The sequence below is a fragment of the Polaromonas aquatica genome (assembly GCF_050626995.1).
Classification (GTDB): Bacteria; Pseudomonadota; Gammaproteobacteria; order Burkholderiales; family Burkholderiaceae_C; genus Polaromonas; species Polaromonas aquatica_A.
The window spans coordinates 1,371,764-1,385,631 of sequence record NZ_CP192467.1 but is presented as its reverse complement, the minus strand read 5'-3'; the positions used below and the strand labels follow the sequence as shown (position 1 = coordinate 1,385,631).

The 13,868-nt window shown below is 62.2% G+C and carries 13 protein-coding genes; 9 read left to right on the top strand and 4 right to left on the bottom strand.

The features are described from left to right. Window positions 1–20: 20 nt before the first annotated feature. Window positions 21–668: a cysteine hydrolase family protein gene (locus tag ACQ4MS_RS06605; RefSeq protein WP_431098561.1), complete on the bottom strand. Its 648-nt coding sequence runs from the start codon at window positions 666–668 to the stop codon at window positions 21–23. Between the two features lie 124 nt (window positions 669–792). Here ACQ4MS_RS06605 and ACQ4MS_RS06600 point away from each other — a divergent pair, with 124 nt between their 5' ends. Further along, window positions 793–1,821 carry a GlxA family transcriptional regulator gene (locus tag ACQ4MS_RS06600; RefSeq protein ID WP_431099546.1) on the top strand — a complete coding sequence of 343 codons (1,029 nt, stop codon included), beginning with the start codon at window positions 793–795 and terminating at the stop codon, window positions 1,819–1,821. A gap of 102 nt (window positions 1,822–1,923) precedes the next feature. Here ACQ4MS_RS06600 and ACQ4MS_RS06595 read toward each other — a convergent pair whose 3' ends face one another. Continuing rightward, window positions 1,924–4,161: a DUF6600 domain-containing protein gene (locus ACQ4MS_RS06595; protein ID WP_431098559.1), complete on the bottom strand. Its 2,238-nt coding sequence runs from the start codon at window positions 4,159–4,161 to the stop codon at window positions 1,924–1,926. 341 nt (window positions 4,162–4,502) lie between these two features. On the opposite strand from ACQ4MS_RS06595, the gene ACQ4MS_RS06590 reads away from it, so the two are divergent. Continuing rightward, window positions 4,503–5,576, top strand: a complete 1,074-nt coding sequence (locus tag ACQ4MS_RS06590) for a DUF6352 family protein (RefSeq protein WP_431098558.1) — start codon at window positions 4,503–4,505, stop codon at window positions 5,574–5,576. 36 nt (window positions 5,577–5,612) lie between these two features. Here the strand turns inward: ACQ4MS_RS06590 and ACQ4MS_RS06585 are convergent, their stop codons facing one another. Beyond that, complete coding sequence (locus tag ACQ4MS_RS06585) at window positions 5,613–5,924, bottom strand: cupin domain-containing protein (protein ID WP_431098557.1); 312 nt, start codon at window positions 5,922–5,924, stop codon at window positions 5,613–5,615. A gap of 200 nt (window positions 5,925–6,124) precedes the next feature. On the opposite strand from ACQ4MS_RS06585, the gene ACQ4MS_RS06580 reads away from it, so the two are divergent. Continuing rightward, on the top strand, window positions 6,125–6,958 hold the full coding sequence (locus ACQ4MS_RS06580; RefSeq protein WP_431098556.1) for an aldo/keto reductase: 834 nt from the start codon (window positions 6,125–6,127) through the stop codon (window positions 6,956–6,958). 11 nt (window positions 6,959–6,969) lie between these two features. On the opposite strand, the gene ACQ4MS_RS06575 is transcribed toward ACQ4MS_RS06580, so the two are convergent. Continuing rightward, on the bottom strand, window positions 6,970–7,656 hold the full coding sequence (locus ACQ4MS_RS06575) for a hypothetical protein (RefSeq protein WP_431098554.1): 687 nt from the start codon (window positions 7,654–7,656) through the stop codon (window positions 6,970–6,972). 267 nt (window positions 7,657–7,923) lie between these two features. Here ACQ4MS_RS06575 and ACQ4MS_RS06570 point away from each other — a divergent pair, with 267 nt between their 5' ends. The 6 genes from ACQ4MS_RS06570 (at window position 7,924) to ACQ4MS_RS06545 (ending at window position 13,697) form a co-directional block, all read left to right on the top strand. Further along, a complete protein-coding gene (locus tag ACQ4MS_RS06570; RefSeq protein ID WP_431098552.1) occupies window positions 7,924–8,886 on the top strand; it encodes a Bug family tripartite tricarboxylate transporter substrate binding protein in 963 nt (320 codons plus the stop codon). 184 nt (window positions 8,887–9,070) lie between these two features. Then, window positions 9,071–9,232: a hypothetical protein gene (locus tag ACQ4MS_RS06565; protein WP_007863796.1), complete on the top strand. Its 162-nt coding sequence runs from the start codon at window positions 9,071–9,073 to the stop codon at window positions 9,230–9,232. Between the two features lie 195 nt (window positions 9,233–9,427). After that, window positions 9,428–10,429, top strand: a complete 1,002-nt coding sequence (locus ACQ4MS_RS06560; protein WP_431098550.1) for a hypothetical protein — start codon at window positions 9,428–9,430, stop codon at window positions 10,427–10,429. Beyond that, entirely contained in the window at window positions 10,426–11,469 is a 1,044-nt protein-coding gene (locus tag ACQ4MS_RS06555) for a hypothetical protein (protein WP_431098548.1), read from the top strand. Before ACQ4MS_RS06560 ends, ACQ4MS_RS06555 begins: the two co-directional genes overlap by 4 nt. 499 nt (window positions 11,470–11,968) lie before the next feature. After that, window positions 11,969–12,526, top strand: a complete 558-nt coding sequence (locus ACQ4MS_RS06550) for a sigma-70 family RNA polymerase sigma factor (protein ID WP_431098546.1) — start codon at window positions 11,969–11,971, stop codon at window positions 12,524–12,526. Between the two features lie 91 nt (window positions 12,527–12,617). Next, window positions 12,618–13,697 carry a FecR family protein gene (locus ACQ4MS_RS06545; protein ID WP_431098545.1) on the top strand — a complete coding sequence of 360 codons (1,080 nt, stop codon included), beginning with the start codon at window positions 12,618–12,620 and terminating at the stop codon, window positions 13,695–13,697. Window positions 13,698–13,868: the final 171 nt, after the last annotated feature.

The following is a 13,868-nucleotide window of genomic DNA, read 5'->3' as shown; positions in this document are numbered from 1 at the left end:
CTCGTGACATGCCCCGGTGCTTAACGTGCTGCCAATGCCGCGTGGTTGGATGCGAGCACGTTGTTCTTCTCCAGCCGGCCGCCAGCCTGGATTGCAGCGATCCATGCATCGGTGGAGCCCGTGGCGGCAAAACGCGAGTGAAACACCACGCTGAACACGCGGTGGATTTCTTCGGCGCTGGCCCGGCCGGCTTCATTGGCATAAGGCAGCGCACCACTGGCGTCTTGTAAAAACTCCACATGCAGCCCTTGGTGCGTGGCCTCAAAAATCGTGGAGGCATCGCAGTTATGCGTCATGTAGCCGACGACTGTGAGGGTGTCGATGCGGTTTTTCCCCAGCCACGCGGCGAAGTCCGTCCCGGTGTAAACGCTGGGCCAGGACTTTTCGATGTAATGGTCGCGCGGGCGGCTGGCCACAGTCTCATGCAGTTCCCACGTGGCTGAGCCTTTGGCGAACACCGGCGCTGCAGCCGACTCGCTGTGTTGCACCACGATGACCGGAATGCCCGCTGCGCGTGCAGCATCCATGGCGCGGCCGATGTTGGGCAGTGTCTTTTCTACCGGCGGGTATTCGATCAGCAGGCCGCCGCCGCTGAAATATTCCTTTTGCACGTCGATGACGACAAGGGCGCGGCGAGGTGACGGGGTGTTGGGTGTTGTAGCTGGCATGGAGGTTCCTGGTTGATGAATGAAAGTGCATGAATGAAAGTCGATGGGTTGATTGTTGAGCTGCGAAGGTGTTTTCAAAAGTGGCCCAATTGACAATATTCGATAGAATCGGGCCATGTCGCGCATGCCTACGCCCAAAGCACCCCGTTCAACCACCACTGCAAAGACCGCACCGCGTGGCCGGGCGCGTGCTGCCGTCAGCACCGTCGCCGTCATCGCCTTCGATGGCATCAGTCCGTTCCACCTCTCCGTGCCGTGCATGGTGTTCGGCAATGATTTTTCGGGGCCAGACCTGCCGCGCTTCAGGCTGCAGGTATGCGCCGAAACGCCGGGTAACCTGCGCACGACTGCCGGCTTCACCATCGCGGTGGAACACAGCCTGAGCGCGCTGGCCAAAGCACAAACCGTGGTCGTGCCGTCGTGGCGGGATCCGATGGAGCGGCCTTCCGAAGCCTTGCTGAAAGCGCTGCGGGCGGCGCATAAGCGCGGCGCGCGCATCGTCGGCCTGTGTCTTGGCGCTTTTGTGCTGGCAGAGGCCGGCCTGCTGGATGGCCGCCCCGCCGCCACACATTGGGCGCTGGCGCCGGCCTTTGCCGCGCGCTACCCGCAGGTCAGCCTGCGGCCCGATGTGCTGTATGTGGACGACGGCGATGTGCTCACCTCGGCGGGCACGGCCGCCGGCATTGACTGCTGCCTGCATTTGCTGCGCCGGGACTTTGGCGCCGAGGTGGCTAACCGCGTGGCACGCCGCATGGTGGTGGCGCCGCAGCGGCAGGGCGGGCAGGCGCAGTATGTGGAGCAACCCTTGCCCGCCACCGGCTCTGACCACAGGCTGTCGGCCATTCTGGCGTGGGTACAGGAAAACCTGCGGCAGCCCCACAGCCTGGATACGCTGGCCGCGCGGGCCCTGATGAGCCGGCGTACCTTCACCCGGCACTTTCGGCAGATCACCGGCACCACCGTGGGCCAATGGCTGGCCAGCCAGCGCCTGGCGCTGGCGCAGCGGCAACTCGAATCCACCAGCCGCTCGATGGAGCAAATCGCGCAGGATGCGGGATTTGGCTCGGCCGTGTCCCTGCGGCAGCACTTTGCGGCGACCTTGGGTACATCACCGTCCATGTACCGGCGCGAGTTCCATCGAACTGATTTCTAAGAAAAGAGAAGCTGTAGCCCAATACTTTCGGGCACAAATGCTATTAAAACAATAGCACGGCGACGCGCTTGAAAGACATTTGGCGGACTTGCGCTACACCGGCTATTGCTCGCGGTTGCGGCCGGGCCCACCATCTCCGCGCGGGCCGCGCGGGTTGGCGGCGTCCGCCTGGCGGGTGATCGGCCGGTTCTGGGCCGCTTCCCTGCTGCGCTGCGCGGCTTCGCGCTGCGCCTGCTGCTGTTGATGCAGTTGCTGTTGCTGTTGTTGTTGCCTTTGCAGTTGCTCCTGGACTTGCGCCTGCGCCTGTCGTTGTTGCTGCAGTTGCTGCTGTTGTTGCAAATGCTGTTGCCGTTGAGCGGCCTGCTGCTGGCGCACATTCTCTTGCTCGCGTTGCGCCTGTTCGCGCAGGGCGCGCTGGCCTATCGGTTCTTCGCCCAGGCGGCGTTGTTGTTCCAGTTGCGGTGCCTGCAGCAGTTCCCGCTGTGCCCTCTGCTGGCGTTGCTGCTCGCGCTGGGCTTGTTGCTGGCTACGCTGCATCTGTTCGGCTGCGCGGGCTTCGGCATGGGCTGCCTGGGCGCGCTCCTGGGCTTCGCTGCGGGCCCGCGCATCCCGCTGGGCCTGCTCGCGCAGCGCGCGCTGTCCTATGGGTTCTTCACCGAGGCGGCGTTGTTGTTCCAGCTGGGGCGCTTGCAGGTGCTCTTGCCGCTCTCTTTGCTGGCGCTGCTGTTCGCGCTGCGCGCGGGGGCTGATTTCGAGAGCGCTGCGCTCCGGTCCGGACCGCACGGTGGGGGGTTGTGCATCGCGATCCCTGTTGTCATCACGCCGGCTGTCGCGGCGGTCATCACGTCGGTCATCACGCCGGTCGTCACGGCTGCTGACGACGGGGCGAGCCACGACGGCCGGTGGCGGCAAGGCGGCCGCGGCGACAGGCCGCTGTTGCTCACGCAGCCCGGACTGGGCGGGACGCTGCGGCAGGGCGGCGCGGTCCGCCACGAGCTGTGCGCGGCTCAGGTCTGCGCTGCTGAGCCGATGCTGCTGCCTGTGCACCGGCCGGCCACGCATGAAGTCGTCGCGGCTGACAGCCGTCACGGCCGCGGGCTGGCGCTGGTAGCGGTAAACGTTCGTGATGTTGACGGTGTTGTTGACCACGATGTTGTGGTTCACACGGTTGATGTAGCGAGGGCTCACCCGGTAAGCCGGGCGGAAAGCCTCGCCGGGGGCCAGCGGGAACCAGCCCACGCCAGGCCGCGGCGCGCCACCGATGGAAATGTTCCAGTTCACACCGCCGCTGCTGCCGCCCACAAAGGCGACGAGGGCGGGCGCATAGGCAGGGCGTGGTGGCAGCCGGCCGGGCACCCAGGCCCAGCGGGGCCCTATTTGAGCCCACCGTCCATAGTGAAACGGTGCAAACCCCCAGGGCGCGTCATCCACCCAGGTCCATCCCCAAGGCGAAACCCAGGCCCAATGGCCGACGCGGTAAGGCGCCCAGTTGGCGGGCACGGCGCGAGGCATCCAGACGGCGCCATAAGCCGGGTCCTGGCTCCAGGTGCCGTAGGTGTCGAGCTGCTGGTAGCCGACGGTTTCGCGCGGAACGTAACGCGCCGACACCGACTGGTCTTCAAGCCGGTCGCGGTCGGCGGCCCATAAATCAAAACTGTCCTGCTGTGCGGCGCCTGGTGCGGCCGGGGTGAGTTGTGTGCCGCTGAAGTTGGCTTGCTGCCGGCTTTCCAGCGTGACGGGGGCGACGCCATCGCCGTAGATGACGCCACTACCCGACTGGGCCACCACGCGCGTGGTGTTGCCGGCAGGGTCTACATCCAGGCGGTAGTCACCGGGTTGGGACACCACAAACGCCAGGTTGGGTGTGTCCACCTCCAGGCGCTGGCCTTCATACAGTGCCCGTACACGCAGCTTGAGCGTACCCTGGGCCAGCCGCAGCTGGGTGGTGTTGTCGTCCAGCGCCTGGAAATCCAGGCTGGTCTGGCTGTTCATGCGCAGCGCGGTGGAGCCCACGTACAGCTCCGCCCGCGCTCCTGAGCCTGTCCACAACCTGTCGCCTGCTGTCAGTGGCCGGTTGAGCACGGCAGGCGTCCACGCGGAAGATCCTGCCGGGTTGCCGCTGTCGCCCGGCGCGAAACTCACAGCGCCCTCGACCAGGTTCAGCCGGGCTACCTGGCCGGGTGGATCCAGCGGGGTGGGCTCTTGCGCCCAGGCAACAGGCTGCAGCAGGGCCAGCAGGAATGTGAGGACCAGCAGCATGATGTACCAGCAAAGGTGCGCGGGCCGGAATGCTGAAAGGGTGGGGCGGGAAAAAGTTGTGCCGGTGTCGGATGCTGTCATGTTGAACGCTCTCTTCCTGTCTTGCGGGAGATGGATGGACTGGATGCTGGGTGATCCGTGTGGGTGATCCGTGACCATCGTTGATCGTCCCGATAAGGGGACCTTACCCAGTACAACGTGCATCAAGATGGATTGAGTGCTAACAGGCGGTAAAGATTGCGAGATGGAAGCTGGGAATGAAACGGGATGTAATGCCCACAGCGGGCGATATGTCTGCCGGGTTCATTTCTATAAATAAAAAATGCCCCCAGCCCAATAAGAACGGGTGCGAGCAGCTATTAAAAGAGGAGCGTCCGGCACGCGCTGGAAAAGTGCCGTGTGCAATATGAGACGATTGCACCATGCAAGATTTCTGGCCCTCCAGCGGCTTTTCACACCTCCAGCGCAACCCACGCGGCTGGCTCCTGCCCTCTGACGACTACCTGCGGCTTTTTCTTGCGCGGCCGGAGCTCGCTCTGGTGGAGGAGTCCTGCGGCGCCGAGCGTGCCCTGCATGCCGCGCTGGTGGCCGCGCCGTCCCGGCCGGTAGCGCCCGCTGAGCTCGCTGCCCTCCAGGATGCGGATGCGCGTGACAACTACGCGCTGTTCTTGCGTTTTCGCGATGGCCTGCTTTCCGCCGGCACGCTGGAGGCGTACTACCTCGGCCTGTTTCCGCGGGACGGAACCGGCCGCATCGACATTCCGCCTTTGTTCATCGACCTGATTGCCCAGGCCATCGTCCACAGCCTGCTGGAAGCCTCTACCGATGCATATGAAGTGCGCGCCGCCGAAATGCTGTTTCGTCCGCAGCGCATCAGCACACAGGACGGCCAGGTGCTCAGCGGCGACCGCGAGGTCATCGACATGTTCAACGAAACCGGCGGGGTGGGCGACTTCGGCCGCTTCCTGGCGGAGGCCAAGGCGCCCATGCCTGTGGTTGAGCTGCAGGTGCTCAACGACGGCAACGCCTTCGCCTACTGGCAGCAGGCGGGCCGTCACCGCTTTTTACTGGACCTGACGCATGAGGTCAGCAATGACCTGAGCCACGGCCTGGTCTTGACCATGGTGCGCGCCCGCTCCGGCCTCAAGGCACTGGCTGGCGTGCTGCAGAAGTGGATAAGGCATTTCCTGGGCATTGAAGTCACCATCCGGCCCGTGCAAAAAGTGGACGACGAAGCCTGGCGCTGGCATGTGGGGCTGGATACGGACGCCACGGCGCTGCTCAATGACCTGTACGAGGAAAGGGACGTTGCGCCGGACCGCCTGCAGCGCCTGGTCAGCCTGTTCCGGCTGGAGTTTGCCGACCCACGGGAAATGCGTGCCGATGTGGCCGGCAAGCCGGTGTACCTGGGGCTGATGATGAACGCGGAAGGCGTTGTCAGGTTGAAGCCGCAAAACCTGCTGGTGAACTTGCCGTTGTCAGCCATGGTTGCCTGAAGCACGGCGGATTCAGTGGCGCCTCTGCGCCGGGGTTTATTCGCTGCCTTCCACCTCTACTACCAATATGCGGGCCGGGCCCTGCGGCGCTGCAACATGCTCGGTGCCGACGCTGGCGAAAAAGATGTCGCCGGTTTCCAGCATCACCGAGCATTGCCCGCAGTTGTCGCGGTAGCGCATTTCCACGCGGCCATCGAGCACCGCAAACACTTCTTCTCCCTCATTGATATGCCACTTGTAGGGTTTGTCGGTCCAGTGCAGCCGGGTGGTGATGCCGTTCATGTTGGCCACTGTCAGGGCGCCCCAGGCGCGGTCTGCTGTGAAGTCCTTGCTGCGAATGATCTTCATGTCTGTCTTTCATTGTGAGGATGCGGCTCATGAAAAGGCCCCCACAAATGCTACGCCGCAGCGCCGGTTGAACCATGATTTCTTCGGCCGGAATTGATTCCCTTTGCGCATCATTGACGTATTCGCAGGCCTCGGGCGTGCCGCGCCGGTAGTCGCATCGGGCCATCCCCTGGCATCTGGTGCGGCGCTAAGATGGCTTGATGAAAAACGTATTGATGCCTTGCGGCGAAGCCGTACCGGCCCTGGGCATGGGAACCTGGAACATGGGCGATGCCCCGGCGCGGCGCGCCGACGAACTGGCAACCTTGCGGTCAGGCCTGGACCTGGGTTGCACACTGGTCGATACGGCGGAAATGTACGGCGAAGGCCTCTCGGAAGAACTCGTCGGTGAGGCTTTGCAAGGGCGGCGCGATGAAGCCTTCATCGTCACCAAGGTGTATCCGCACAATGCCTCAAAGGCCGGAACGGTGGCGGCGTGCGAACGCAGCCTGCGGCGGCTGCGCACTGATCGCATCGACCTTTATCTGCTGCATTGGCGGGGCTCGATTCCCCTGGCTGAAACCATGCAGGCCCTGGTGACGCTGCAGAGGGCTGGCAAGATCCGGCATTACGGTGTGAGCAACCTTGACCTCGCCGACATGCAGGAGCTGTGGCAAGTGCCCGGTGGGCAGGGTGTACAAACCAACCAGCTGCTGTACAACCTCACACGCCGCGGCATCGAGTGGAACCTGCTGCCCTGGCTGCGCGAGCGCAACGTACCGGTGATGGCCTATTCGCCGATCGAGCAGGCGCGGCTGCTGCGTCACGCAGGCCTGACCCGTTTCGCCGCGCGCCACGGCATGCAACCCGCTCAGGCGGCACTGGCCTGGGTGCTGGCACAGGAGGGCGTCATCGCGATCCCCAAAACCAGCCATCCGGACCGGCTAAGGGAAAACGTCGCGGCCGCGCAGATCGAGCTCAGCCGCGAGCAGCTGGCCGAACTGGATGCGCTGTTCAAGCCGCCGTCCCGCGCTACTCCTCTGGAGATGATCTAGGGGGCGATGGGTCAGCGCGTCAGCCACATCCCCACTGCCAGCAAGGCCGCCTGGGCGGCCATGGCGATGTAGAGCGGCTTGTTGGACGGCGTCGCGGCGTTCTGCAGCATTTCCCCAATGCGCTGCGTGAGCAGGGCACGCAACACGGGATCAGGCGCGCCGGGCGCAGGGGCCGCCTCTGCGGCGCGGCTCTGCTGCCATTGCACCATCAGGTCACTCAGCGGCAGACGATCCAACACGAAATTGATCACGCCGCGCACGGCACGGCCCTGGCCCAGCACGGGCGCCAATTGCTGGCCAATGGCATCGGGTGACAGCACGTCCGACACCCGCTCCAGCGCGCCCTTGGTTCGGGGCATGGCCTCGATGCGTCCGGCAATCACGTCCGTCACGCGCTGCGACATGGCTTCTCCATGACCCATCACGAATTGCTGTATGGCACGGCTGCGGCCACGCGCCACGCCCAGCATCAGGTAAATCGGTACAAAGGCCAGCAGCAGCATGCTGACGAGCAATGGCGGCGAAAACAGCAAGGCAGGCATGCCCGGGCCGGACAGCCGGCTCAGGTAGAAGAAGAACACCCCGCCACCCAGCAGCAAAGCCAGCAAACCGCCGATTGCGACGGAGCTGGCAAAGGCCGCACCGGCTTTGGCACCCGTGCGCACCATGGATGGCGCGGCGGAAGAATTTGATGACATGTTCGGCCTCCCTTATTTTGAAGGCCTGATCATATTGGGGCGCTTGCGGCGCTTGCGGCGGCGGCGAAGGGCTCGCATGGCCGCATGCTGCCACGTCCGGCCATCGCCGATAGAGACGCCCGTCCCCGCGGATCACGGTCCGGACATGTGGCACCGCCATGTTGTATAGACAGGCCGGCGAATAAAATCGAACACCAAACCGGCTGCATGCGAGAGCGTTTTTTTTATTCGCTCTATGCTTGGCAGCCCCATAAGGAGACCTTCCCCATGCTTCGCAAGTTTCTGTCTTTCATTGCCCTCGCGCTCATGCTCTGTGCCGCGCAGGCCCAGACCTACCCGGCCAAACCGATTCGCCTGATTGTTCCCTTCCCGCCCGGCGGCGGCACCGACATCCTGTCGCGCCTGGTCGCCAGCAAGCTGACCGAGGTGAGCAAATGGAACGTGGTTCCCGACAACCGCGGCGGCGCCGGCGGCACCATCGGCATTGCCGAGGCCGTGCGTGCAGCGCCCACGGGCTATGACATGGTCATGGGCCAGAAGGACAACCTGGTGGTCGCGCCGTGGCTCTATAAAAACCTCAGCTACGACCCAACCAAGGACCTGGTGGCCGTGGCCCATGTTGCGTACACCCCGGTCGTGATCGTCACGGGTGTGCAGTCGCGCTTCAAGACGCTGGCCGACGTGGTGGCTGCGGCCAAAGCTGCACCAGACTCCGTCACGTACGGCTCACCCGGCAATGGCACAACCATTCACCTTGCAGGCGAGATTTTTAACGGTGCGGCCCATATCAAGCTGCGCCATGTGCCGTACAAAGGCTCCAACCCGGCCATGATGGACGTACTGGCGGGCAACGTGGACCTGATGGTCTCGTCGCTGCCTTCGGCCATCGCCCAGATCAAGGCAGGCAAGCTGCGCCCGCTGGCCGTCACCTCGGCACGCCGCAGCACCTCCATGCCCGACATTCCTACTGTGGCCGAACTGGGATACAAGGACTTTGATGTGAGCACCTGGTATGGCCTGTTCATGCCGGCTGCAACGCCCAAGGACATCGTGGCCACGGTCAATGCCGAGGTCAACAAGCTGCTAGCCACACCCGAGATGAAGGCCGCCATTCACGCCCAGGGCGCTGAGCTGCAGAGCATGACACCCGAGCAGTTTTCCACGCTGCTGAAAACCGACTACCAAAAGTGGAAGGGCATTGTGCAGGCTTCCGGCGCGACCATCGAGTAAGGGTCAGGGCCCCCCGCTTTTCACCGAAAAGGCGACGCCCGGTCGGGTGCCGCCTTTTTTCTGGCCGGACGCTGCTTTTTGTGCGCTGCCCGCCGTCCGGACGGGGCTCGGAACCCCCGCGCACGGCCCCTGCCCGGAGTGGCTTAAAATCACGGGCTACGCCATTTTTAACCCGGAGTCTTCCATGCCCAAGAAAATCAGAGTCGAAGCCGACATCTGCGCCCCCAAGCCAGTCCCTCCCAAGGGCTACACCATCACGACCGGCCGCGGCCAGAAGATCAGCCTGGAGCGCGGTTCGCACACCCGCAGCAAAAAGAACCCAGGCAAGCGCCCGCACCAGGGTTGAACCGGTTTGCCGATGCGGCCGCCAGGTCGCATCCATGAAAAAAGCGCCTTTTCAGGCGCTTTTTTCATGGTCAAAACAGCTGGCGTTCGGTGAATTGGGTTCGACGCGCATCCAATCCAGATTAAAAACCCCTCTTGATGAAAGACGGCCATGATGTTTAATCCATGGATAACGTCAACGGGGGAGTACTGAAAGATGTTGTCCAGAATTGCAGTTTTCCTGGCATTGATACTGGGACTTGGATGTTTTTCCATTTCAAGCAGCCAGCCCGTCGCAAAACCCGTCGTAACAATAGATCCAAGCGTGCCGCATGCATTTCCCGTGGCGATCTACCGCAATATCAGGGCGGATCATTTGAATCAAATGCTGGTTGATTCATTTTCGGAGTTCAATTTTTCCCTGTTTGCCAAAAGAAGAGATTCGGATGACAGCACGATCTTCCAGTTTTCCTATCCTATTGATAAGAACGGAAAATCCGGAACTGTGATCTTCGAATTCAAGGTCGACGGCACCGTTGTCAAGAACAAGTGCATGAATTGCTTTTTGCGACGGGGACGAATACTGAACGGGGGTGACGTCGGAAAACTGCCATGGATGGCGCAGTACGATTTGAGCAGCCGGCTCTACCCGGACATCGATCAAGCGTATGCGTCAATTAAAAGCAAGTCCCAGAACTACCTGGATCCGCAGCACGGGTTTGATTACAAAAACATGTGGATGGGGGAGCGTAATCGCCCAGGTTACGACAACTCGTACGCCAAGATCAAATTGCCGGATCTGAAGCGGGAGGTGGCCCGCGCCTTTACGGATTCCGGATTCATCCTGCTGCGCGACAGCAATCCTGCCGCCGATGCTACCGATTCTGTTCTGGCATTTTCATTTCCGGTTGACGGTGATAAACCTGCCGGAGTGGCCTATTCGATTCAATTCGCGAGTCAGTTTGACATCGATGGCTTTTGCTACCCTTGCGAAACAGCGCGGCTGTATAACCCCTATCAAACACTGCAGCCCGCAGGAGTGTCCGCCATGTCCAGCAGACTGACACTGGCTTCGCGGTTTGAGTCCAGCCTCAGCAGCGCAAACGAGAAAACCAGGGCGTCAACGGAGCGGTATCTTCGGCCGGGAACGCAGTACATTCAACCGCCAAAATCTGCTTCGCTGGGCTCTGCACGGCCACCACCCCCTCCTCCGACATGAGTCCGCACTGGCCGGTCGGTACTGTCAATCACGGTCCGCTTCTCTTCGGACCGTGGTTTGACAGGCTGTTCATCTTTGGCACAGCCGGCATTGCGCTGGTGCTGGGTGCCTTGGCGACGATCTCGCCCGCGATATTTTTGGTGGTGGTACTGGTCGATATCTGGTTGTTTGCCAGCCCACACGTCATTGCGACCTATACCCGGATCGGCTTTGACAAAGACCATGTCAAAAAGCACTGGTTCCTGATTTTTGGTTTGCCGCCCATCGTGCTTGTCGGGGTCACGATGGTCGCGCTGGCTTATGAGCTGGGCGGCCTGTTTACCTTGTATTTCATGGCTCAAACCTACCATGTCACCCGGCAGTCGTTCGGTATTGCAAGGGCGTACAGAAGGGCTGATCCGCAAGCAGCGGGCCCGGATCGTTTGTCGGAAAGCCTGATCTACCTCTTTCCGCTTTGGGGCTTGATGCACCGGTGTACAACGTCCCCTGAATTCTTTTATGGCTATCCCATTTACCTTCCGCCTGTGGACGCCGCGCTGACCGGTGCAACAGGCATCGGCGCCGTCTTTGTGTGCGCATGGTGGGGGTACCGGCAGGTGCGCCTTGCGCTGGCCGGGCGACTCAACGTGGGGCATTGCGTGTTTGTGGCATCGCACCTGCTTGTCGTTGCGGTCGCTTACCTCTGGGTCACGGACATCACTTCGGGGTGGCTGATAGTCAATATCTGGCACAACCTGCAATACCTGCAGTTTGTATGGCTACAGAACGTTCGCCGTGACGCGCAGTTGCCGGGCGCGGACGGCCAACGATCCCCCGGGAGCCCGGACATTCAGCGCCTGGTCAAGCCATTCAAAAATGCGGCCAAATACCTCGCCGTATGCCTGGTGCTGGGCGCGGTGATGTACGAAGCGCTTTCGGTAGTCGGGCAGCAACTGATCTGGCTAGGTCTGCCAACTGTGTTCATTTTGCATTTCACCGTCAATTTCCACCACTATTTGGTGGACGGCGTGATCTGGAAAAGGCGCAAATCCGCTGCTTGATCTGTTTGCGCAAGCCGCGTCTGCCTGGGAACAGGTGGTGCCGCAGGGTGCTGCCACCTTGCCAAACTCGGTTTACCGACCTCAGAAGTCCCCGAGCCTGCAAGTTGGGTTGAAAACTGCTTATTTTGAGTCGAATTGGCATCCAGCCCAATAAAAATGGGCGCAAGCAGCTATAAAAAACATAGCAAGCTGATTGCGATGGACGCTTGCCTTGTCCTGGTCGCGAGCCGGATACCCGTTCCGGTACTGGTATTGAGGCCAACTCACTGCCGGGCCGCATATTCAGCCGGTTTCTGCAACAGTCGTGTGCAGGCGTCAACATGGAAAATTCATCCCGCAGGCATGGGCGGACATGGCCCGCCGCCGGTTGGACAGTGGTGGCGTACATCGGCCATAATGAGAATAATTCCCATCTACGACGCGCGCATCAGGTCAGCCGCCGCCACATCTCGACGTCAGCTGTTGAGGGAATCCTCCACTCCATGGCATTGACCGACCTGTGCTTGAGCGCTACTACCAAGAACTGCTGAATTTCTGTTTCCGGACGATGCGAAACCGCGATGCCGCGGCCGATGTCGTGCAGGAAAGCTACGCGCGCGTCCTGGCGTTGCAGCATTCGGGCCAGCCGGTGGCTGAGCCGCGTGCGCTGCTTTACCGGACGGCCCGCAATCTGCAGATTGATCAATACCGCCGCAGCGAAGTACGTGGCGAAGCGCTGCAGCCAGATGCTGAGGCATACGCCGCCGAACTCGACAACCTGACCGCACCCGAGGCCTGTGAACCCGATGCGGCCGCCGAATCCGCGCAAGGGGTGAACGCCCTCCTGGGCGCGATTGATGCGCTGCCGCTGCGCTGCCGTGAAGCCTTCATCCTGCACAAGTTCGACGGCTTGCCACATGCGGAAGTGGCTGAGCGGATGAATATATCGCGCAAGATGGTCGAGCAGCACATCAAGCTCGCCATGGAGGCCTGCCGGCGTTGCAAGGACCTGCTGGACGCCGTGCCGGCCACGGCTGAAACTCCGGTACTGCGGCGAAGAAAATCTGCTCGCCAATGAGTTTTTATGGGCAGTTTCCCTCCCTGGCATGGGGTTTTGGGCTGCTCGTGCGTCTACATCCAAGAATCGCCAAGAATTTAACAAACAAGACATGACTACCCAGCCGCCAGCCAACCCGCCAGCCGCACCTTCCATAGATCCCGATGAAGCAGCGCTGGACTGGTTCGTGCGCCGCAGCGGAGGCGGGCTTGATGCCACTGAAGAGGCCGCGTTCGAGGGCTGGCTCGCTGCGGATCACGCCAATCGCGCGGCCTTCAAGCGCCGGCAGAGCGACTGGGACACGCTCAACAGGTTGCCGGCCGGCGGCCTGCGTACGCTGAGGGAGAACCTGGCTGACGACAAGGCCGCTGCACGCCCGCAACCGCTGCGGAGTGCCTGGTGGCGGGCGTTAACGGACTGGGCGCCGCATGGAGCGGTGGCCGCCACGGTTGTCATGGCCATGGGCGGGGGTTACCTGGCGTGGGGTTATTGGCAACAGCAGCCAGTCTTTGCGCAGGGATTTTCCACCACGCGCGGCCAGCAGCGGGATGTGACATTGCCGGACGGCAGCCGCTTGCGTCTGGACACCATCACCCGCGCCGATGTGGCGCTTTATCGCCAGCGCCGCGAGGTTCGTCTGCCCGAGGGGCAGGCGATGTTTCAGATCAGGGGCGACGCCGGCCGGCCTTTCGATGTGCTGGCCGGGCCATTGCGTATCACGGTCGTCGGTACGCGCTTTTCGGTGCGCTACACGCCCGGTGTACCGGGCAACGAGGGCGTACACATTGCAGTGGAAGAGGGCCGGGTACGCGTGGCGCGCGCCGAAAGCCCGGCAAACGGCGCCCCGCAACAGGCGAGCGAGGCCGTTGTCGAGCTTGGTGCCGGCCAGCAGATTGCCAGTGACATGGCGGGCATGCTCGGGGCGGTGTCTGCTGTGCCCGTGACGGGCATTGCCCCCTGGCGCGAAAGCCGGATCAGTTTCGACAATACGCCGCTGGACCAGGCCCTGACGGAATTCGGGCGCTACGGCCCGGTGCACCTGAGGGTGCGGGACCCTGCGGTGGCCGCACTGCGCGTGACCGGTACCTTTGATCCACGCCGGCTTGACAACTTCTCGCGCCTGTTGCCGCAGGTGCTGCCGGTGCGCTTGCGCGAACTTGGCGGCGAAGCTGAAATAGTTTCCAGTCGTTAGCGATTGTGTGTTTGATTGATCGTTTATGGGTCGTTGGTTGTCAGTTCTAGTGGCTCTTCTACTGTCTCTATAAGTTAGTAACCATTGGGCGAGGCTGCGTGCCCCCTGCGTGGTCTTGCCGTTTCGCGGCGTCCAAAAAACTTTGCGGCCGACCTAGGGTTTCCCCAAGCC